This is a genomic window from Stenotrophomonas sp. Ker107b (assembly GCF_053847245.1).
Genome location: NZ_JBSPHX010000004.1, coordinates 38,165 through 59,366, shown reverse-complemented (window position 1 = coordinate 59,366; position 21,202 = coordinate 38,165). Strand labels below are relative to the sequence as shown.

18 protein-coding genes are annotated in these 21,202 nt (G+C 67.3%); 11 read left to right on the top strand and 7 right to left on the bottom strand.

Going from position 1 to position 21,202, the window contains the following annotated elements; translation table 11 throughout:
- Positions 1-54 precede the first annotated feature (54 nt).
- The gene (locus ACWV8V_RS17550) at positions 55-3,585 is read left to right on the top strand and encodes an ATP-binding protein (protein ID WP_455900337.1); all 3,531 of its coding nucleotides are present in this window, start codon (positions 55-57) and stop codon (positions 3,583-3,585) included.
- A gap of 10 nt (positions 3,586-3,595) precedes the next feature.
- Here the strand turns inward: ACWV8V_RS17550 and mdtD are convergent, their stop codons facing one another.
- The 5 genes from mdtD to ACWV8V_RS17525 form a co-directional block, all read right to left on the bottom strand.
- Complete coding sequence (gene mdtD / locus ACWV8V_RS17545; protein WP_455900336.1) at positions 3,596-4,999, bottom strand: multidrug transporter subunit MdtD; 1,404 nt, start codon at positions 4,997-4,999, stop codon at positions 3,596-3,598.
- Between the two features lie 503 nt (positions 5,000-5,502).
- On the bottom strand, positions 5,503-6,576 hold the full coding sequence (gene hemE / locus ACWV8V_RS17540) for a uroporphyrinogen decarboxylase (RefSeq protein ID WP_455900335.1): 1,074 nt from the start codon (positions 6,574-6,576) through the stop codon (positions 5,503-5,505).
- A gap of 77 nt (positions 6,577-6,653) precedes the next feature.
- Positions 6,654-6,905, bottom strand: a complete 252-nt coding sequence (locus tag ACWV8V_RS17535; protein ID WP_259259483.1) for a WGR domain-containing protein — start codon at positions 6,903-6,905, stop codon at positions 6,654-6,656.
- A 70-nt stretch (positions 6,906-6,975) separates the two neighbouring features.
- The gene (gene aroB / locus ACWV8V_RS17530; protein WP_455900334.1) at positions 6,976-8,085 is read right to left on the bottom strand and encodes a 3-dehydroquinate synthase; all 1,110 of its coding nucleotides are present in this window, start codon (positions 8,083-8,085) and stop codon (positions 6,976-6,978) included.
- The gene (locus tag ACWV8V_RS17525) at positions 8,082-8,624 is read right to left on the bottom strand and encodes a shikimate kinase (protein ID WP_455900333.1); all 543 of its coding nucleotides are present in this window, start codon (positions 8,622-8,624) and stop codon (positions 8,082-8,084) included. The genes aroB and ACWV8V_RS17525 overlap by 4 nt, the downstream gene beginning before the upstream one ends.
- Positions 8,625-8,719: 95 nt before the next feature.
- On the opposite strand from ACWV8V_RS17525, the gene ACWV8V_RS17520 reads away from it, so the two are divergent.
- Positions 8,720-8,923: a dodecin family protein gene (locus ACWV8V_RS17520; RefSeq protein WP_123730473.1), complete on the top strand. Its 204-nt coding sequence runs from the start codon at positions 8,720-8,722 to the stop codon at positions 8,921-8,923.
- A gap of 27 nt (positions 8,924-8,950) precedes the next feature.
- Here ACWV8V_RS17520 and ACWV8V_RS17515 read toward each other — a convergent pair whose 3' ends face one another.
- The gene (locus ACWV8V_RS17515; RefSeq protein ID WP_455900332.1) at positions 8,951-9,778 is read right to left on the bottom strand and encodes a kinase; all 828 of its coding nucleotides are present in this window, start codon (positions 9,776-9,778) and stop codon (positions 8,951-8,953) included.
- A gap of 41 nt (positions 9,779-9,819) precedes the next feature.
- Between ACWV8V_RS17515 and pdxH the strand changes: the two genes are divergently transcribed.
- Positions 9,820-10,419 carry a pyridoxamine 5'-phosphate oxidase gene (pdxH, locus tag ACWV8V_RS17510; protein WP_455900331.1) on the top strand — a complete coding sequence of 200 codons (600 nt, stop codon included), beginning with the start codon at positions 9,820-9,822 and terminating at the stop codon, positions 10,417-10,419.
- Position 10,420: 1 nt separating this feature from the next.
- Here pdxH and prpR read toward each other — a convergent pair whose 3' ends face one another.
- Positions 10,421-12,037 carry a propionate catabolism operon regulatory protein PrpR gene (prpR, locus tag ACWV8V_RS17505; RefSeq protein ID WP_455900434.1) on the bottom strand — a complete coding sequence of 539 codons (1,617 nt, stop codon included), beginning with the start codon at positions 12,035-12,037 and terminating at the stop codon, positions 10,421-10,423.
- A 163-nt stretch (positions 12,038-12,200) separates the two neighbouring features.
- Between prpR and prpB the strand changes: the two genes are divergently transcribed.
- The 8 genes from prpB to ACWV8V_RS17465 all read left to right on the top strand — a co-directional run bounded on the left by prpB (position 12,201) and on the right by ACWV8V_RS17465 (position 21,201).
- The gene (gene prpB / locus ACWV8V_RS17500; protein ID WP_123730476.1) at positions 12,201-13,091 is read left to right on the top strand and encodes a methylisocitrate lyase; all 891 of its coding nucleotides are present in this window, start codon (positions 12,201-12,203) and stop codon (positions 13,089-13,091) included.
- A gap of 27 nt (positions 13,092-13,118) precedes the next feature.
- The gene (gene prpC, locus ACWV8V_RS17495) at positions 13,119-14,276 is read left to right on the top strand and encodes a bifunctional 2-methylcitrate synthase/citrate synthase (RefSeq protein ID WP_123730477.1); all 1,158 of its coding nucleotides are present in this window, start codon (positions 13,119-13,121) and stop codon (positions 14,274-14,276) included.
- A gap of 139 nt (positions 14,277-14,415) precedes the next feature.
- A complete protein-coding gene (acnD, locus tag ACWV8V_RS17490; RefSeq protein ID WP_455900330.1) occupies positions 14,416-17,031 on the top strand; it encodes a Fe/S-dependent 2-methylisocitrate dehydratase AcnD in 2,616 nt (871 codons plus the stop codon).
- A 109-nt stretch (positions 17,032-17,140) separates the two neighbouring features.
- Positions 17,141-17,815, top strand: coding sequence for a hypothetical protein (locus tag ACWV8V_RS17485; RefSeq protein ID WP_455900329.1), 675 nt, complete (start codon positions 17,141-17,143; stop codon positions 17,813-17,815).
- Positions 17,816-17,887: 72 nt separating this feature from the next.
- Complete coding sequence (locus ACWV8V_RS17480) at positions 17,888-18,145, top strand: type II toxin-antitoxin system ParD family antitoxin (RefSeq protein WP_455900328.1); 258 nt, start codon at positions 17,888-17,890, stop codon at positions 18,143-18,145.
- On the top strand, positions 18,132-18,458 hold the full coding sequence (locus tag ACWV8V_RS17475) for a type II toxin-antitoxin system RelE/ParE family toxin (protein WP_455900327.1): 327 nt from the start codon (positions 18,132-18,134) through the stop codon (positions 18,456-18,458). The genes ACWV8V_RS17480 and ACWV8V_RS17475 overlap by 14 nt, the downstream gene beginning before the upstream one ends.
- An 80-nt stretch (positions 18,459-18,538) precedes the next feature.
- Positions 18,539-19,723 (top strand): 2-methylaconitate cis-trans isomerase PrpF, encoded by a 1,185-nt coding sequence (gene prpF / locus ACWV8V_RS17470; protein WP_259259494.1) that lies wholly within the window; start codon positions 18,539-18,541, stop codon positions 19,721-19,723.
- A 20-nt stretch (positions 19,724-19,743) separates the two neighbouring features.
- A complete protein-coding gene (locus ACWV8V_RS17465; protein ID WP_455900326.1) occupies positions 19,744-21,201 on the top strand; it encodes a bifunctional 2-methylcitrate dehydratase/aconitate hydratase in 1,458 nt (485 codons plus the stop codon).
- The last annotated feature ends 1 nt before the right edge of the window (position 21,202 follow it).

Below are 21,202 nucleotides of genomic sequence, written 5' to 3'. Positions count from 1 at the left end.
TGCGGGCATTGCCGGGCGGCGGCAGGGAATCACTGACAGACCCGGGGAGAGGCATTGGTGTTGCGTGTGCTATGGCCGTTGCTGATCGGCCTGTGTGTGCTCTGGTCGACAGGTGTGTCGGCCCAGCCGGTACCGCCGACGCCGCGGCAGCTCACCGTGTTCGACGGTCTGCCCTCCAATACCGTCAACCGCATGGCCGAAGATCGATTCGGCTATCTGTGGATCGCCACCAACGATGGGCTTGCCCGCTACGACGGCCGCAACTACCGCGTCTGGCGCGCCGAGGATGGCCTGCGCGACAACCATGTCTGGACCGTGCATGTGGACGCGCGCAACCAGGTCTGGATCGGCACCGAGAATGCCGGTCTGGCCATGATGTCGGCCGATCGGCGCGAGATCCGTTTCTACGATCGTGACAGCCATCCGGAGATCGGCAGCAATACGATCTGGAGCCTGGCCTCCACGCCGGACGGCGCCCTCTGGTTCGGGACCAACCAAGGCGGCCTGCATCGACTGGACCGCAACGGCACCCTGACCCGGTTCATGCCCGAACCCGGCAACCCGCGCAGCCTGCCGGCGGCGTCGGTCGGCTATCTGGCCACCACGCTCGATGGCAGCCTCTGGGTCGGAACCCAGGCCGGCCTGGCGCGGTGGACCGGCCATGATTTCGATCCGGTTCCCGACGCGCAGCTGACGCCACGCGTGATCAACGGCCTGACCGCCGAGCCGGACGGCAGCCTGTGGATCAGCAGCAATGCCGGGGTCACCGTCCGCCGACCGGATGGCCGCTTCGAACCGGCGCCGTGGAAGGTATCCGAGGGCGACCAGATCCTGGGCATGATGCTGCGTGATGAGCAGGGCGGGTACTGGCTCGATACCCGTTCCGGGCTGGGCCGGGCCATGAACAACCAGTACCAGCAGGTGCCGCTGTACAGCGCGGTGGCGCGAGGCCAGGTGCGGCCGAACTGGACCGGTGCCTACGAAGACCGCGAAGGTGGCATCTGGCTGGCCAGCACCAACGGCGGGCTGTGGCATCTGTTGCCGCGCTGGTGGCAGTTCTCCGTGCTGTCGCGATTGGAGGACGACCCGGCGTCGCTGCGCAATGCGTATGTGCTTGGCATGGGGGCGGCTGCCGATGGCGGCGTGTGGACGGTCGGTACCCACGGTGCATTGGACAAGTTCGACCCGGTCAGCGGTGAGATCCAGCAGCATCGTACCTGGGTCGACGGCACGCAGTGGCTGCAGTCGGTGCTGGAAGACCCGCGCGGACAGGTCTGGATCGGCTCGTGGGATGCGCTGCTGCGCTATGACCCCAAGCACGACCGGATCCGGCGCTGGGACCGGCAGGCGGCGGTTGACGCGACCATGGACGGGGCGATTGAATCGATGGCGATATGCGACGGCCAGCGCCTGTGGACGTCCTCATCGACCGGACTGCAGCAGCGCGATCTGGACGGGCGCGTGCTGCACCGTGCCGCACTCGGTCACGCCGGGCTGGCGTCCACGCAGATCGCGCAGGACATCCAGTGTGGTCCGCAGGATCAGCTGTGGGTAGCCAACGCCCAGGGGATGCTGCAGTGGGTGCCGACGCGTTCGCGGTTTGAACCTTTACCGGGCGGGCCATCCGGTGGCGTGCATGCGTTCGCCTTCGCGGCGGATGACAGTGTGTGGCTGTCCGAAGAAGGCAAGCTCTCGCAGTATCGCTGGGACAGCGGTCGGCTCACGCTGCAGTCGGTGATCGGCAGCAGTGCCGGGTATCCGGAGGTGACCGCGACCGGGCTGGTCGTGGATCGTCAGGGGGTGGTATGGGCGGCGAATGCGCGCGGGCTGATCCGCGTTGATCCGGTCACCGGCAGCGTGCGTCCGTACGGCGTGCATGACGGCTTGCCCAGCCAGGAATTCCGTCGCCGCACGCTGACGCTGACGCCGAGCGGGCGCATTGTCGGCGGTACCCCGGCCGGCGTGGTGGTGTTCGATCCGGAGCAGGTCAAGCCGGCCACGCGCCGTGCGCCCCTGGTGATCGAACGCGTGGAGGTGCGTCGCGGCGAGCGGGTGCTCGACCTGACCCACGTCACGCCGCTGGACATCGCCGACGGTGATCGCGATCTGCGCATCGTGGCGCGGTTGCTGTCCTTCGCCGATTCCACCTCGAACAATTACCGCTACCGGCTGGCTGGCTACGATCCGGACTGGGTGGAAGTGGGGCCGGCAGGGGAGCGTCTGTTCTCGCGCCTGCCGCCTGGCCGTTATCGATTGGAGGTGCAGGCGCGCTCGGCCGATCACATCTGGTCGCGGGTGCAGGTGCTTGAGTTCCGCGTGCAGCCGCCGTGGTGGCGCAGTCTGACCGGCCTGTTGCTGCTGACCTCGGCGGTGTTGCTGTTGCTCAGTCTGTTCGCCTGGCTGTACCGGCGCCGTTTGCAGCGCCGGCATGCGTACCAGCTGGCCCTGCAGAAGCAGGAGCTGGCCGAGCAGGCCTCGATGGCCAAGACCCGTTTCCTGGCGAATCTGGGGCACGAGGTGCGCACGCCGATGACCGGGGTACTGGGCATGAGCGAGCTGCTGTTGTCCTCGCCCTTGAATCCGCAGCAGCGCAGTTACACCGAATCGATCCGGCACGCCGGCGAGCATCTGCTGCATCTGGTCAACGATGCGCTGGACCTGGCACGGATCGAATCAGGCCGGCTGGAGCTGCAGGCGCAGCCGTTCCATCTGCAGCGCCTGCTGGATGATGTGTGCACCTTGATGGCGGCACTGGCCGAGCAGAAGGGGCTGCGTTTCGTGGTCGACAATGCGTTGCCGGTGGGCACCAGTACGGTGGGCGACGAACTGCGCGTGCGCCAGATCCTGCTCAATCTGCTGGGCAACGCGGTCAAGTTCACCCGCCATGGCGAAGTCCGCCTGATCGTGCGCGGGATCACCGCCGAACGGGGCCTGCACATCGAGGTGGCAGACACCGGACCGGGCATCAGCAGCGATCAGCAGGAACGCCTGTTCCGCCGTTTCGAGCAGGCCGAGGGTGCACGAACTGCCGCGCAGTACGGCGGCAGCGGACTGGGCCTGGCGATCTGCCGCGAACTCGCCCTGGCGATGCAGGGGCAGATCGGCGTGCGCAGCCAGCTCGGCGTGGGCACGCGCTTCACGGTGACGTTGCCGCTGGCGTTGCAGTCCGGCATGGCGGCCGAGGTGGTCGGTGCCGAGGGCGAGCGGTGGGTGCTGACCCCCTTGCGGATCCTGCTGGTGGAGGACGATCTGACCGTGGCCGAAGTGGTGCGCGGCTTGCTGTCGGCGCGTGGCCACGAGGTGGTGCATGCCGAGCATGCCCTGTCGGCACTGCGCGAGGTCAGCGAGGCGCTGTTCGACGTGGTGCTGATGGATCTGGATCTGCCGGGACTGGGCGGTATCGCGCTGGCCGAACACCTGCGCGGCCAGGGCTTCGAGATGCCGTTCATCGCGGTGACGGCGCGCACGGACCCTGCGATCGAGGAGCAGGCGCGCGCAGCAGGTTTCAATGGGTTCCTGCGCAAGCCGGTGACCGGTGATCTGCTGGTGGAAGCGATCGCGCGCGTCCTGCACGCCACCCGGTAGCCGCGGACCGTTACTCGGCAACCTCTTCCACATCGCGCGGCGAAGGCCGGGTATCGGGCAGCTGCCAGAAAATCAGCGTGGAGGTCAGGGTGATGGCGCCGACGCAGACGAAGGTGGCGTGCAATGCGGCGGTGGCGCCGTGTGCTACATCGAGGTGGTTGAACGCGGCGAGCAGGCTGCCCGCCGCCGCGGCACCGAAGCCGGTGGCGAGCATCATCACCATCGAGAGCAGGCTGTTGCCGGCGCTGGCGAAGTCGCGATCCAGATCGCGCAGGGTGACGGTGTTCATGACGGTGAACTGCAGCGAGTTGACGGCGCCGAACAGGGCCAGCTGGACGACACGGACCCACACGGGTTGCCCGGGTGTCATGAAGATGAAACTGGCCATCGCCAGACCGACCAGCACCGTGTTGACCATCAGCACGCGGCGGTAGCCGAAGCGTTCGACGAGTTTGACCGCGTAGCGCTTGGAGACCATGCCGGCGGCGGCGACCGGGATCATCAACAGGCCGGCGTTCATCGGGCTCATGCCCATGCCGACCTGCAACAACAGGGGGATGAGCAGCGGCATGGCACTGCTGCCGATGCGCGAGAACAGGTTGCCGAGGATGCCGATGCGGTAGCTGGGCACATGGAACAGCGCGAGCGAGAACAGCGGCGCCGTGGAGTTGGCCGCATGCAGCCAGTAGCCGACGAGCGCGGCGAGGCCGGCGACGGTCATGAGCATGACCAGCGCATGCGGTGTCGCCATGCCGGAGATGCCGTCCAGCGCGAGAGAGAGCACGACCATGCCGAAGGCCAGCATCAGGTAGCCGGCGATGTCGAAGCGGGTGCGGTGCTCGGCGTAGTGGTCGGGCATGATTTTCATGGCCGCGACATAGCCGATGATGCCGATCGGGAGGTTGATCAGGAACACCCAGTGCCACGAGGCGACTTCGACCAGCCAGCCGCCCAGGGTGGGGCCGATCAGCGGGCCGATCAGGGCGGGGATGGCGATGAAGCTCATGGCGCGCAGGAACTCTTCGCGCGAGACCGAGCGCATGACGGCCAGGCGGCCAACCGGCAGCAGCATGGCGCCGCCGATGCCCTGCAGGACGCGCGCACCGACGAGCTGGTGCAGGGTCTGGGCGAGGGCGCAGGCGAGCGAGCCCAGGGTGAACAGGATGATGGCGACCAGGAAGGTGCGCCGTGTGCCGAAGCGGTCGGCGATCCAGCCGGAGGCGGGAATGAAGGTGGCGACGGCGAGGGCGTAGCTGAAGACAACGGACTGCATCTGCAGCGGGCTTTCGCCGAGGCTGCGGGCCATGGCGGGCAGGGCGGTGTTGACGATGGTGGAGTCCAGCATCTGCATGAAGATGGCCAGCGATACGAGCCACAACAGGGGCCGGATCGAGGCGTAGCTGCTGGTCATCATGGTGCGGGCCTTCGTCAACGAGGGCGATATGATCGCCGATGTGGGATCAGGGGGTGGTCAAGAGCTGAAGCCGAAGCCGAAGCATTGGTGCGATCGGTGTCGCGGAGAGGGTGCGGCACGGGTGGGTCGGCGGGACACGCCGTACATCCGTCCATGGAGGCTCATGTCGCGCCATCCATGGCGCTCATGGTCCCGCCAACCCACCCGTGCCACACCCATGACTGTTGTCTGGCTGTCACAGGAAAAGCGGAAATGCAGGAAATCAGACGTTCGTCTTGATGCCCTGAATGGACGTGATGCCGGGAATGGCATGGGTAGATCCACGCCATGCGTGGATGGCCGCGCGCAGCGCGGCAATGATCGGGGCCGATCAGGCACTCGATGGGATGCTTACGTCGTCTTGAGGTGCAAAACCGAAAGCACGCGTCCTGGATGCAGAACGCGTGCGTCGCTGGCCATGCCCGGGTAGTGCCGGCCGCTGGCCGGCTATCCACCAGCGGCGATCAGCGTCGGCTCAAGCGGTGTACAGCTTCCACCAGGACCTGCACGTGGTCGGGATTCATGTCGGGGGACATGCCGTGGCCGAGATTGAAGACGTGGCCTTCGCGCGAGCCGCCGTTGCCTTGGGCGTAACTGTCGAGCACCTGGCCGGCGGCGCGTTCGATGGCGGCGGGGTTGCCGTAGAGGGTCGTGGGGTCGAGGTTGCCCTGCAGGGCGACGCGGCCGCCGGTGCGGGCGACGGCGTCGGCGAGGTCCAGGGTCCAGTCGACGCCGAGGGCGTCGGCGCCGGTGTCGGCGAGGGCGCCGAGGTGTAGGCCGGTGCCTTTGCCGAACAGGATCAGCGGGGTGCGTTCGGCACCGTCACCGCGTTCGAGTTCCTGGGCGATGCGGGTCAGGTAGCGCAGGGAGAATTCGCGGTACATGGTCGGGCTGAGTACGCCGCCCCAGGTGTCGAACACCTGCAGCACCTGGGCGCCGGCCGCGCGCTGGGCGGCGAGGTAGGCGATCACCGCGTCGGTGACGACCGAGAGCAGCTGGTGCAGGGCGGCCGGTTCGTTCAGGGCCATTGCCTTGATGCGGGCGAAGTCCTTGCTGCCGCCGCCTTCCACCATGTAGCAGGCCAGCGTCCACGGGCTGCCGGAGAAGCCGATCAGGGGCACGCTGCCATCGAGTTCGCGGCGGATCACGCGCACCGCGTCCATCACGTAGCGCAGTTCGGTTTCCATGTCCGGCACCGCCAGCTTGGCGATGGCGGCCGCGTCGCGGACCGGGTGGCGGAACTTCGGGCCTTCGCCTTCGACGAAGTACAGCTCCAGGCCCATCGCGTCGGGGATGGTGAGGATGTCCGAGAACAGGATGGCGGCATCGAGGTCGAAGCGGCGCAGCGGCTGCAGGGTGACTTCGCAGGCGATGTCCGGGTTCTTGGCCATCGCCAGGAAGCTGCCGGCCTTGGCGCGGGTGGCGCGGTACTCGGGCAGGTAGCGGCCGGCCTGGCGCATCAGCCAGACGGGGGTGCAGTCCACCGGTTCGCGGCGCAGGGCGCGCAGCAGGCGATCATGGCGGGAGGGGCTGGTCACGGAACGCTTCCTTGGGATCTGGTGGCACAGGGCCGAATGGGGTTCTGGCGGTAGGGCGATGGCGGAGCGGTGGCCGCTCAGGGCGGCGGATCGCCACTGGTGTAGGTCACTTCGTAGCCGCGATGCAGGTGCGCATCGCGCGCCTTCTCGAACGCGGCCAGCGCCAGGGCTTCCTGCAGATGCAGCTCGCGGCGCAGTTGCCCGCGCCCGCCGATGGGGCCGGACTCGAGCAGCAGCTCCCAGCCACCGAACAGGTCCGGTTGCAGGGTGAGCTGGAGATAGCGGGCCGGATCGGCACCGCGGGCGTGTTGGTGCAGGAAGACGCGCATGCCCTGATTGTAGCCGTGAACGCCGCAGGCGGCCGTCAGCGACGGGCAGGTGCGGCGGAACGTCGCAGGCTCAGCCGGCGGCGAGCACGCGCAGCACGTCGGCCTCGTCGACATCGGCGACCACTTCGGCCCGGCCGATGCCGCGCCACAGCACCAGGCGCAGCCGGCCGGCGACGTTCTTCTTGTCCAGCCGCATCCGGGCCAGCAGCGCTTCGGGCTGCAGGCCGGCAGGAATGGCCACCGGCAGTTCGTAGCGCAGCAGCAGCTCGCGCAGCTGGTTGGTGTCGGCGTCCCCGCTCATGCCCAGCTGGGCCGACAGGCGCGCGGCCAGGACCATGCCGACCGCGACGGCTTCGCCGTGGTTGAGGTTGTCGTTGCCGGGTGCGCCGTAGCCCTGTTCGGTTTCGATCGCGTGGCCGAAGGTGTGGCCCAGGTTGAGCAGGGCGCGCTCGCCTTTTTCCAGCGGATCGCGCGCCACGATCTCGGCCTTGTGCTCGCAGCTGCGCGCGATGGCCTGGGCCAGCGCGGTGTCATCGCCGGCCAGCAGCGCGGCGTGTTCGGCCTGCAGCCACTGGAAGAACAACGGGTCGCGGATCGCACCGTACTTGATCACCTCGGCCAGGCCGGCCCGCAGCTCGCGCGGGGGCAGGGTACGCAGGGCGGCGGTATCGGCGATGACGGCGCGCGGCGGGTGGAACGCGCCGACCAGGTTCTTGCCTTCGGGGATGTCCACCGCGGTCTTGCCGCCGACCGACGAATCGACCATCGCCAGCAGCGATGTGGGCAACTGCACGCAATCGACACCGCGCATCCAGCAGGCGGCCGCAAAGCCGGCCAGATCGCCGGCGACGCCGCCACCGAGCGCCATCACGCAGGCATCGCGGGTGGCGCCGAGGGTGGCCAGTGCGGTGATCGCATCGCCGAAGTGGGCCAAGGTCTTGGAGGCTTCGCCGGCCGGCAGCACCAGCTCACCGATCAGCAGGTCCGGGCGCGCGGCCAGCAGCGCCGATGTCACCCCGGCCAGATACAGCGGCGCCACCGAGGAATCGCTGAGCAGCAGCACATGGCGACCGCGCACATGGCGGGCCAGCAGCTCGCCCTGGCCGAGCAGGCCCGGGCCGATGTGGATGGTGTAGGGGGTGTCGCCGCTGACGGCAACGGTGCGCGGGGAGGGGGTCATTCGGGTGTTTCCTGTCGCTGCCACTGCGCGGCCAGGCGCAGCACCAGCTGCGCGGTGGCCTCGGCGGGCGTGTAGAGATCGGTATCCAGGGTGAGGTCGGCCAGGCCCTGGTACAGCGGGTCACGGGCGGCGGCCATCTCGTGCAGTACCTGTTCGCGGTCCGGGCGCTGCAGCAGCGGGCGCCCGCGGTCACGGGCCAGCCGCTCCAGCTGGGCCGGCACGCTGACCCGCAGGTAGACCACGAAACCGCGGCGGGCGATCGTCGCGCGGTTGTCCGGATCCAGCACCGCGCCACCGCCGGTGGAGATCAGTTGACCGTGGCCGTCCAGCAGGGCGTGCAGGACCTGACGCTCGTGCTGGCGGAAGCCGGCTTCGCCGGAGTGTTCGAAGATCGCCGGAATGCTGGCCCCGGTGCTGTCCACGATGGCCTGGTCGGCATCCACGAAATCCAGCGTGAAGCGCTCGGCCAGCCGGCGCCCGATGCAGGTTTTGCCGGCGCCCATCGGGCCAATCAGGATGAGGTTCGGAGCGGGGTTCATTACCCTCGATCCTAACATCTCCGTGCCATCGCCTTTACGCGCCGGCCCCCATGGTGGGCCGGCGCGGACTGTCCCGCGCGCCACCGGAGCGCCCCATGTCCGTCGCCAAAATCATCGAGATCAATGCGTCCTCCAAGACCAGCGTGGAAGACGCCGTACGCAGTGGCCTGAAGAAGGTGGCCGAGACGGTCAAAGGCATCCAGGGCGCCTGGATCAATGAAACCAAGGTGGTGACCGATGGCGAGGGCAATATCACCGAATGGCGGGTGAATCTGCGGGTGACCTTCCTGGTCGGTTGATTCCCGCGCGCCCTCTGGTGGCCGTGGTCAGCGCGTCGGAATGATCCGGCGCTGCTCGTCCAGCGCAATCACGGTGTCTGCCAACGCGGGCAAGGTACGCAGTGCCTGGCGGCTGACCCGTTCGTAGTACTGCACGAAGCGCTCCAGCTGGGCGCGGCTCATGCTGCTGCGGTCGGGCTGGGCCGCCTGCAGGTTCTGCTCCTGCTGCCAGCGCCAGCGCGGGATCACCGAGAAATCCGGCGGCTGCAGGAACCACAGCCGGTCGCAGCGCTGCCACAGCGCGGGGTAGTCAGTGGCGAGGGCGTGATTGCACCAGCGGCGCCAGCGGCCATCCGCATCGGCCTCGCGCTCAAGGGCGTTGAGCGGTGGGTCCAGATCGGTTTCGTCCTGTGCGGGGGTTCCGAGGAACCACCCTTCGAACACCAGCAGATCGAGTGGCCCGTCGATGCGCGGCCAGTCCTGTTCGGGCAGGCGCTCGTCGGCGAGTTTGTCGAAGCGGGGCAGGGCGACCGGGCCGCCGGCCGCAACGGCGTCCAAGGTGGCATGGGCCAAGGCCAGATCGTGCGTGCCCGGCGGGCCGCGGGTCAGCAGCAGCGGGTGCACCTGCCGCGCCAGACGTTGGCGCTGGACACGGGTGAGGTACACATCGTCGATGGAGAGCATGGCCGCACGCAGGCCGCGCGATGCCGCCAATGCGACCACCTGGGCCGCCAGCGTCGATTTGCCGCTCCCCTGCAGGCCGCTGATCGCCAATACTGGGATGGCCGCGCCGCAGTTCAGGGCGTCATCCAGCGCCTGCGCGACCAGTGCATCCGGAAAACCTTTCGTCGGGGGCATGTACGCAGGTGCAGGCATGCAGCGACAATAAACCCAAACCGCGTGACAAGAAAACCGCCATGACCGATCTGTATGCCGAAGCGTTGTCCACCTTTGCCGGGCTGTTCGAAGAAGCCAAGGGAAGCCGCGAAGTCGAACCGAATGCGATGACCATCGCCACGGCCGACCAGAGCGGCCAGCCCTCCGCGCGGACGGTGTTGTTGAAGGCGTTCGACGAGCGCGGCTTCGTGTTCTACACCCACCTGGACAGTCACAAGGGCCGTGAGCTGCAGGCCAATCCGCAGGCGGCGCTGCTGTTCCTGTGGCGCAGTCTGCGCGACGCCGGCATCCAGGTGCGTATCCAAGGCCGCGTGGAGCAGGTCAGCGATGCCGAGGCCGATGCGTATTTCGCCTCGCGGCCGCGCATGAGCCAGATCGGTGCGTGGGCGTCGCTGCAGTCGAAGACACTGGCCTCGCGCGAGGAATTCGACGCGCGCGTGGCCACCACGGAAGCCAGCTTCGAGGGCCGCGATGTGCCGCGCCCGGACGGTTGGAGCGGGCTGCGCGTGGTGCCGCAGCGGATCGAGTTCTGGTACGGCGCGCAGTTCCGCCTGCATGAGCGCTGGTGCTACGAGATCGGCGCGGACGGGCAGTGGAGCAGGCGGATGCTGTTTCCCTGATCTAGGCAGGTGTTGCCTCGCGCAGCCAACGCCACAACGTCGTTCGTGAGACCCCCAGCTGCGCGCAGGCCTGCTCGCGGTTGCCGCCGCAGTCGGTCAGCAACTGCTGCAGCGCGGCCGCATCCGGTCGCGCCGGCGAGGCAGCGCTGAGCGCTGTCGGGGCGCCGGCGCCTGCCAGCACCCGTGGGCGCTGCACCGCATGCAGCTCCGGCAACCACTGCAGCATCTGCGGCAGCGACAGCGCACCCGGCTGCTGCTGCCAGTGGATGCGCAGTCGGTCGACCATGTTGCGCAGTTCGCGCACATTGCCCGGCCAGGCGTAGTCGCGCAGCCGTGCGAGCGCCTCGGGCGAGAGGGGCGAATCCGTAGCTGCCAGCTGCCGGAAGAAGTGGTTCACCAGCAAGGGGACATCCTCGCGCCGGTCGTGCAGCGTCGGCAGCGCGATGCGCAGCGCGGCCAGGCGGTAATACAGATCGCGGCGGAAGCGCTGCGCGTCCACCAGCGATTCCAGCGTCTGCAGCGTGGCCGCGACCACGCGTACGTCAACCGGCGTCGGCTCGGTGGCGCCGACGCGCAGCACTTCGCGCTCTTCCAGTACCCGCAGCAGCCGGGTCTGCAACGGCAGCGGCAGTTCGCCGATTTCATCGAGGAACAGCGTGCCGCCCTCGGCGGCTTCGACCAGACCGACACGGCCGCCACGACGTGCGCCGGTGAACGCGCCTTCGGTGTAACCGAACAGCTCGGCTTCCAGCAGTGACTCGCTGATCGCCCCGCAGTTCAGCGCGACGAAACGACCCCGGCGGCCACTGGCGCTATGCAGTTGCCGCGCCACCAGCTCCTTGCCGGTGCCGGTCACGCCGGTCACCAGCACGGTGCTGTCGTACGGGGCATACAGCGCGATGTGTTCGCGCACCTGCTGCATCGGCGCGCTGTCGCCGAGCAGGGCGTGATCCGCATCCCGGCGCTTGGCCGGTACCCGCCGCCGCAGTGACGATGCCCCGGAACGAGCCAGGGTCTGGGTCAGCTCCAAGGCATGTTCGAACGCTTGCCGCACCGAATCGGCCGAGTAGAGCAGCACGCCGGGCAGGCCGACCTGCTCGGCATGGTCGATCGCCATGCCGGTGCCGACGATCACCTCGATACCGTTGGCACGCAGATCGGCGATGCAGTCGCGCGCATCCTCACGGGTCACGAAGCGGCGGTGCTCGATGTCCAGCCCGAAGCTGTGCTGGAAGCTGCCGAAGGTCGGCACATCGGTGGCATGCGTGACCAGGCCGATCCGCGGCGCGATCCGGCGTGCGCGTGCCAGCGCTTCCATCAGGTCGAAGCCGTTGGCCTGGATCGGCACCAGCGGTACCTCCAGCCGGCTGCGCAGGTAGGCCGCATTGGAGCCCCCGGCGATGACCACGTCGCAGTGTTCGCGCCGCAGGCGTTGGCCGATCACATCCACCGCCTCCTCGAAGCCGAGATTGATCGGCACGATGCGGGCGCGGCGGTCGAACTCCGGAATCACATCGCCGAGCAGGCCGGTCAGGCGCGACACGCTGACCGTCCAGATCACGGGCAGTTGGCCGGCATCCGGATCGGACAGGCGGGAACGGTGTCGGGGCAGGCTGATCGACATGGGCATGTTTCGATGGTTCAGTTCCAGCCATGTTACAGATGTTTCAATGTTTCAAGGTGAAACGCTTCGGTCATCGCGCTGCCTCAATGAAATCAGATACTTGCCAGCTGGCACGGCCCTTGCGCTTATCGACAGGTCAATCACGATGGAATGCCGCATGAGCACCCCTGTATCCTCCGCTGGCGCCCGTTTCCGCGCCGCACTGGCCGCCGAATCGCCGTTGCAGGTGATCGGCGCGATCAACGCCAACCACGCGCTGCTGGCCAAGCGCGCCGGCTATCGGGCGATCTACCTCTCCGGCGGCGGCGTCGCGGCCGGCTCGCTGGGCCTGCCGGACCTGGGCATCAACACCCTGGAAGACGTGCTGATCGACGTGCGCCGCATCACCGATGTGTGCGACCTGCCACTGATGGTGGATATCGACACCGGGTTCGGCCCGAGCGCGTTCAATATCGCGCGTACGGTCAAATCGCTGATCAAGGCCGGCGCGGCCGCCTGCCATATCGAAGACCAGGTCGGCGCCAAGCGCTGCGGTCACCGCCCGGGCAAGGAGATCGTGTCGCAGGGTGAGATGGTGGACCGGGTCAAGGCCGCTGCCGATGCCAAGACCGATCCGGACTTCTTCCTGATCGCGCGCACCGATGCCATCCAGGTCGATGGCGTGGATGCGGCGATCGAACGTGCCATCGCCTGCGTCGAGGCCGGTGCCGACGGCATCTTCGCCGAGGCCGCCTACGATCTGGAGACCTACCGCCGCTTCGTCGATGCGGTGAAGGTGCCGGTGCTGGCCAACATCACCGAGTTCGGCGCCACGCCGCTGTTCAGCCGCGATGAGCTGGCCTCGGCCGGCGTCGCCATCCAGCTGTTCCCGCTGTCCGCGTTCCGCGCTGCCAACAAGGCGGCAGAGAACGTGTATGAGACCATCCGCCGCGAGGGCCACCAGCGTAATGTGGTGGAGGCGATGCAGACCCGCGAGGAACTCTACGACCGTATCGGTTACCACGCCTTCGAGCAGCAGCTCGATGCGTTGTTCGCCGCCAAGAAGTAAGACCGCACACTGTTTTCTGGAGGGATCATGAGCGACACCACTACCGCCCCCGGCTTCAAGCCGAAGAAATCCGTCGCCCTGTCGGGCACCGCTGCCGGCAACACCGCGCTGTGCACCGTCGGCCGCAGCGGCAACGACCTGCATTACCGCGGGTATGACATCGCCGATCTGGCCAACACCAGCGAGTTCGAGGAAATCGCGCATCTGCTGGTCCACGGCAAGCTGCCGACCCGCGCCGAGCTGGTGGCCTACAAGACCAAGCTGAAGTCGCTGCGTGGCATCCCGGCCGCGGTCAAGGCCGCGCTGGAAGAACTGCCGCCGTCGGCGCACCCGATGGACGTGATGCGCACCGGCGTATCCGTGCTCGGCTGCGTGTCGCCGGAGAAGGACGACCACAACCATCCGGGCGCGCGCGACATCGCCGACAAGCTGATGGCCTGCCTGGGCTCGATGCTGCTGTACTGGTACCACTGGAGCCACAACGGCCGCGCGATCGACGTGGAGACCGACGACGACTCCATCGGTGGCCATTTCCTGCACCTGCTGCACGGCGAGAAGCCGCAGGATTCGTGGGTGAAGGCGATGCATACCTCGCTGATCCTGTACGCCGAGCACGAGTTCAACGCCTCGACCTTCGCCTGCCGCGTCATCGCCGGCACCGGTAGCGACATGTACAGCGCGATCACCGGCGGCATCGGTGCCCTGCGCGGTCCCAAGCACGGCGGCGCCAATGAAGTGGCCTTCGAAGTGCAGAAGCGCTACGACAGCCCGGACGATGCCGAGGCCGACATCAAGGCCCGCGTGGAGCGCAAGGAAGTCGTCATCGGTTTCGGCCACCCGGTCTACACCGTCAGCGATCCGCGCAACAACATCATCAAAGAGGTCGCACGCGACCTGTCCGCCGAGCAGCAGAACGTCAAGATGTACGACATCGCCGAGCGTCTGGAGTCGGTGATGTGGGACATCAAGAAGATGTTCCCGAACCTGGATTGGTTCAGCGCGGTCAGCTACCACATGATGGGCGTGCCGACGGCCATGTTCACCCCGTTGTTCGTGATCGCCCGCACCTCCGGCTGGAGCGCGCACATCATCGAGCAGCGCATCGACGGCAAGATCATCCGCCCGAGTGCGAACTACACCGGCCCGGAAGACCAGGCCTTCGTGCCGATCGACCAGCGCAAGTAAGACAGACGTACCGCACCCGTTCGCGGGTGCTTTGCGGACCAGGCCGGCGCGATGCCGGTCTGCTCCGTTGCGGCGTCGCTACTCCTTCTTCGCCGGTGTCACGACGCCCCGGCCCGCCAACAAGCAGCTATCGCCAGCCATGAATACTCAGTACCGCAAGAACCTCCCCGGCACCGCGCTGGACTATTTCGATACCCGTGCCGCGATCGACGCGTTGCAGCCCGGTGCCTATGCCACGCTGCCGTACACCTCGCGCGTGCTGGCCGAAAACCTGGTTCGCCGCTGCGATCCGGCCACGCTGGAGGCCTCGCTTCGCCAGTTGATCGAGCGCCGCCAGGACCTGGATTTCCCGTGGTTCCCGGCCCGCGTGGTGTGCCATGACATTCTCGGCCAGACCGCCCTGGTCGATCTGGCCGGCCTGCGCGATGCCATCGCCGACGCCGGCGGTGACCCGGCGCAGATCAATCCGGTGGTGCCGACCCAGCTGATCGTGGATCACTCGCTGGCGGTGGAATTCCCCGGCTTCGACAAGGCTGCGTTCGAGAAGAACCGCGCCGTCGAGGACCGCCGCAATGAAGACCGGTTCCACTTCATCAATTGGACCAAGAAGGCCTTCAAGAACGTTGACGTGATTCCGCCGGGCAACGGGATCATGCACCAGATCAACCTGGAGAAGATGTCGCCGGTCGTGCAGGTGCGCGATGGCGTGGCCTTCCCGGATACCTGCGTGGGCACCGACAGCCATACCCCGCATGTGGACGCGCTGGGCGTGATCGCGATCGGCGTGGGTGGCCTGGAAGCGGAGAGCGTGATGCTCGGCCGCGCCTCCTGGATGCGCCTGCCCGACATCATCGGCGTGGAGCTGACCGGCCGCCCGCAGCCGGGCATCACCTGCACCGACGTGGTGCTGGCGCTGACCGAGTTCCTGCGCAAGGAGCGCGTGGTCGGTGCGTGGATCGAGTTCTACGGGGAGGGCGCCAATGCGCTGACCATCGGCGACCGCGCCACCATTTCCAACATGACGCCGGAGTTCGGCGCCACCGCGGCGATGTTCTACATCGACCAGCAGACCCTGGACTACCTGCGCCTGACCGGCCGCGAGGATGCGCAGGTCGCGCTGGTGGAAACCTACGCCAAGGCCACCGGCCTGTGGGCTGACGATCTGGTCACCGCACAGTACGAGCGCGTGCTGCAGTTCGACCTGTCCACCGTGGTGCGCAACATGGCCGGCCCGTCCAACCCGCACAAGCGTGTGGCGACGACCGATCTGGCTGCGCGCGGCATCGCCGATGAAGGCAAGCTGGCCTCGGGCAAGCAGGAACAGGCCGATGGCCTGATGCCCGATGGCGCGGTGATCATCGCCGCGATCACCAGCTGCACCAACACCAGCAACCCGCGCAACGTGATTTCCGCGGCTTTGCTGGCGCGCAACGCCAACCGCGCCGGCCTGACCCGCAAGCCGTGGGTGAAGAGCTCGCTGGCGCCTGGTTCCAAGGCCGTGCAGCTGTATCTGGAAGAAGCCGGCCTGCTGACCGAGCTGGAGCAGATGGGCTTTGGCATCGTCGCCTTCGCCTGCACCACCTGCAACGGCATGAGCGGCGCGCTGGACCCGAAGATCCAGCAGGAAGTGATCGATCGCGACCTGTATGCCACCGCCGTGCTCTCGGGCAACCGCAACTTCGACGGCCGCATCCACCCCTACGCCAAGCAGGCCTTCCTGGCCTCGCCGCCGCTGGTGGTCGCGTACGCGATCGCCGGTACGGTGCGTTTCGATATCGAAAAGGATGCGCTCGGCCATGATGCCGACGGCAATCCGATCACGCTGAAGGATCTGTGGCCGAGCGATGCCGAGATCGATGCGGTGGTCAAGGCCAGCGTCAAGCCGGAGCAGTTCCGCAAGGTCTACGACCCGATGTTCACCTTCAAGGTGGAGCACGGCGCCCCGATCAGCCCGCTGTACGATTGGCGCCCGCAGAGCACCTACATCCGCCGCCCGCCTTACTGGGAAGGCGCGCTGGCCGGTGCCCGCAGCCTGACCGGCATGCGCCCGCTGGCCGTGCTCGGCGACAACATCACCACCGATCACCTGTCGCCGTCCAACGCGATCATGGCCAGCAGCGCGGCCGGCGAGTACCTGGCCAAGATGGGCCTGCCCGAGGAAGACTTCAATTCCTACGCGACCCACCGCGGCGACCACCTCACCGCGCAGCGTGCGACGTTTGCCAACCCGAAGCTGATCAACGAAATGGCCGTGGTCGATGGCCAGGTCACGCAGGGCTCGCTGGCGCGCGTGGAGCCGGAAGGCCAGGTCACCCGCATGTGGGAAGCGATCGAAACCTACATGGGCCGCAAGCAGCCGCTGATCATCATCGCCGGTGCCGATTACGGCCAGGGCAGCTCGCGTGACTGGGCCGCCAAGGGCGTGCGTCTGGCCGGGGTGGAGGCCATCGCCGCCGAAGGCTTCGAGCGCATCCATCGCACCAATCTGATCGGCATGGGCGTGCTGCCGCTGGAGTTCAAGGAAGGCGTCAACCGCAAGACCCTGGGCATCGATGGCACCGAAACCTTCGACGTGCTGGGCGAGCGTGTGCCGCGTGCCGAGCTGACCCTGGTCATCCATCGCCGCAATGGTGAACAGCTGCGGGTGCCGGTCACCTGCCGGCTGGATACCGCTGAAGAGGTCTCGATCTACGAGGCCGGTGGCGTGCTGCAGCGGTTCGCGCAGGACTTCCTGGAATCGGCGCAGGCGATGTGACGCTATGCCAGGCCCGCCCGCGAGGTGCGGGCCTGGCGCGTCGCTGGCATGGGGCCATCGGCGCGAAGGTTCCACAACAACCAGGACAGGCGGCGACATGTTTTACACGGTGGCGGGCGCGATCAATACCGCCTTCATCCTGCTCAGCCTGGTGGGTGTGTGGGCCCAGCTGCGCAAGGTATGGCGGCGCCGCGCGAGCGGGACGCCGGGCGCAATCGCCACCGACATCCTGTCGATCAACCAGTTCACGGTGAGTTTCCTCGCGTACCTGTCGTTCTTCGTCTACGGCTACTCGATCCAGCCGTTCAACCATTTCATTGTCTGGCCGCGCCTGCTTGCCTCGGTACTTGTGCTGCTGATCCTGCGCGAGATCTGGATGGACCGGCGCAGCCGCGCGGCCACCATTGGGCTGGCGCTGGCTTGCCTCGCGCTGCTCTGTGCGCTGGCTGGGCTGGTCTGGGGGCAGCGTCACGTGGATGAGGGGCGCGTGCTCGCCTCGGCGATGATCGTGGCCATTACCGTGCTGCTGGCACAGGGCTATGCGCACCAGATCCTGCTGATCTGGCGCTCCGGCCGCACCGGCGCGGTGTCGCTGCGGATGAGCCAGCTGATCCTGCTGATGGACATCTCCACCATAGTGTTCGCCTTCGCCATGGGGCTGCGCCTGGGCTGGCCGCTGCTGCTGCTGGCTGTGGTCAGCGGCAGCACCAAGCTGGCCATTCTGTGGCTGTTTCGCTGGGAGCGTCGCAGCACGGGGGGCGGAAAGAGTAGATCGGCGGGATGAACGAGGCGGAGTTGCGATCAATGAAAGGTAGGTGCACACTTTTATGGCAAAAATTGCCAAAGAGGTCTGATCATGGCCACGATGAACATCTCGCTCACCGATCCGCTCAAGCAGTTTGTCGATGAGGAAGTTACCCAGGGCGGGTACTCCAGTACGTCCGATTACGTGCGCGACCTGATCCGCCAGCGCCAGCGGCAAAAAGCCGAAGAGCTGCTGCGCCGGTTGATTGCGGAGGGCCTGGCGTCTGGCCCAAGTGTTCCGGTCACCCCGGCGACCTTCGAACGGATGCGCCAGGATCTGGTAGAGCGGTTGGACCGTGAAGCCGATTGAGTGGCGGCCACGCGCGGAACGGGACGTGGCCGAGGCTGCGCTCTGGTTCGCGCGTCAGGGCGGGCTGGCACTGGGCGAACGGTTCATTGCAACGGTGGATGCCGCGTTGGCGCGGATTGCAGCGTTTCCTGAGGCCGGATCGGCTCGGCATGCCTGGGTCACCGAGGAACTGCCGGTCCCGCTGCGATTCACGGTGCTGCCCGTCTTTGATCGCTATCTGATCTATTACCTCGACCTACCGGACTGCGTTGACATCCTTCGCGTTTGGGACGCCTCGCGCGGTTTGGATGCATTGATGGATCAGACGCCATGACCGTTCCCCAGTGCACGCAGCGCCATTCAAACGGATGAAGCATCCGCTCGTCCCCATCCATCCTGCACGGACATGATTTCATGACCCATCTCCCCCAGCTCCGCATTCCTGCCACCTACCTGCGCGGTGGCACCAGCAAGGGCGTGTTCTTCAAGCTGACCGACCTGCCCGCCGCTGCGCAGGTGCCCGGCCCGGCGCGCGATGCGCTGCTGATGCGCGTGATCGGCTCGCCTGATCCGTATGCCAAGCACACCGATGGCATGGGCGGCGCGACCTCCAGCACCAGCAAGTGCGTGATCATCTCCGCGCCGTCGGTGCCGGACCACGACGTGGATTATCTGTACGGCCAGGTGGCGATCGAGACGGCGTTTGTCGACTGGAGCGGCAACTGCGGCAACCTCAGTACCGCGGTGGGCCCGTTCGCGATCAGCAACGGATTGATGGATCCGGCGCGGATTCCGCACAACGGCCTGTGCACCGTGCGGATCTGGCAGGCCAACATCGGCAAGACCATCCTGGCGCACGTGCCGATCGTGGAGGGCCAGGTGCAGGAGGACGGCGATTTCGAACTCGATGGCGTGACCTTCCCGGCCGCGGAGATCCAGCTGGAGTTCCTGGATCCCTCCGATGATGGCGAGGGTGGGGCGATGTTCCCGACCGGCAACCTGGTCGACACGCTCGACGTGCCTGGCGTGGGCAGCTTCCAGGTCACGATGATCACTGCCGGCATTCCGACCATCTTCCTCAACGCGGCTGACCTGGGCTACACCGGTACCGAACTGCAGCCGGCGATCAACGAGGACAAGGTGGCCCTGGCGCGTTTCGAAGCGATCCGCGCGCACGGCGCGGTGCGCATGGGGCTGATCGAGACCATTGAACAGGCCGCGACCCGCCAGCACACGCCCAAGGTCGCCTTCGTCGCCCCCGCGCAGGACTACGTGTCCTCCAGCGGCAAGCAGATCGCCGCCGGGGATATCGATCTGCACGCGCGCGCGCTGTCCATGGGCAAGCTGCACCACGCGATGATGGGCACCGCCGCGGTCGCCATCGGCACCGCCGCCGCCATCCCGGGCACGCTGGTGAACCTGGCCGCCGGTGGCGGTGAGCGTGAATCGGTGAACTTCGGTCATCCCTCCGGCACGCTGCGCGTGGGCGCGCAGGCGGCACGTGTTGACGGTCAGTGGACGGTCACCAAGGCCATCATGAGCCGCAGTGCCCGCGTATTGATGGACGGTGCGGTACGGGTGCCTGCCACCACGTTGTAACGCCTAACAGGAGAATCGCGATGTCCGGTCATGACAGCCACAGCAACCAGCGCCCCGCCTGGGACACGGTCCTGACCGACATCGTCGATTACGTCCGCGATTACCAGGTCAGCTCGCCGCTGTCGTACACCACCGCGCGGCACTGCTTGATCGATACGCTGGGCTGCGGGTTGGCGGCGCTTTCGTTCCCGGCCTGCAGCAAGCTGCTCGGGCCGCTGGTACCCGGCATGCAGGTGATCAACGGCGCGCGGGTGCCAGGGACGCGCTTCGAGCTTGATCCGGTGCAGGGCGCGTTCAACATCGGCGCGATGATCCGCTGGCTGGATTTCAACGACACCTGGCTGGCGGCGGAGTGGGGGCATCCGTCCGATAACCTCGGTGGCATCCTCGCCACCGCCGATTGGCTCAGCCGCAATGCCGAGGCGCTGCGGCGGGCACCGCTGACCATGCGCGATGTGCTGGAGGCGATGGTCAAGGCGCATGAAATCCAGGGCTGCCTGGCGCTGGAGAATGCCTTCAACCGGGTCGGGTTGGACCACGTGGTGCTGGTCAAGGTCGCCTCCACGGCGGTGGTGTCGCACATGCTCGGGCTGGATCGCGAGCGCATGCTCAATGCCTTGTCGCTGGCCTGGGTGGATGGACAGTCGCTGCGCACCTACCGGCACGCGCCCAACACCGGCTCGCGCAAGAGCTGGGCGGCGGGTGATGCCACCAGCCGTGCGGTGCGCCTGTCGCTGATGGCCGCGGCCGGGGAGATGGGCTATCCCAGCGCGCTGACCGCGCCGACCTGGGGCTTCTACGATGTCTCCTTCGGCGGGCAGCCGTTCCGCTTCCAGCGGCCGTACGGCAGCTACGTGATGGAGAACGTGCTGTTCAAGATCAGCTATCCGGCCGAGTTCCATGGCCAGACCGCGGTCGAAGCGGCGATGCAGGTGCACGCGCAGATGCGCGCCAGCGGCAAACGCAGCGAAGACATCGCGCAGATCACCCTGCGCACCCAGCAGGCCTGCCTGCGCATCATCGACAAACCCGGTCCGCTGCATAACCCGGCCGACCGCGATCACTGCGTGCAGTACATGGTGGCGATCGGCCTGATCTTCGGCCGGCTGGTTGCCGAGGACTACGAGGATGACGTGGCGGCCGATCCGCGCATCGATCCGCTGCGGGCGAAGATCACCTGCGTGGAAGCGCCGCAGTTCACGGCCGACTACCTGGACCCGGACAAGCGCAGCATCGCCAACGCGCTGCATGTGACCTTCGCCGATGGCAGCACGATGGAGGCCGTGGTCGAGTACCCGCTGGGCCACGCCCGGCGCCGGGCCGAGGGCATCCCGCTGCTGGAGGACAAATTCCGCCGTCACCTGGCCGGGGTGTTCCCGACCGTGCAGCAGCGCCGGATCCTGGAGTCGTCGCTGGACCCGGTCGCGCTGGAAGCGATGCCGGTGCACGAGTACGTCGACCTCTACGTCGCCGGGTAGA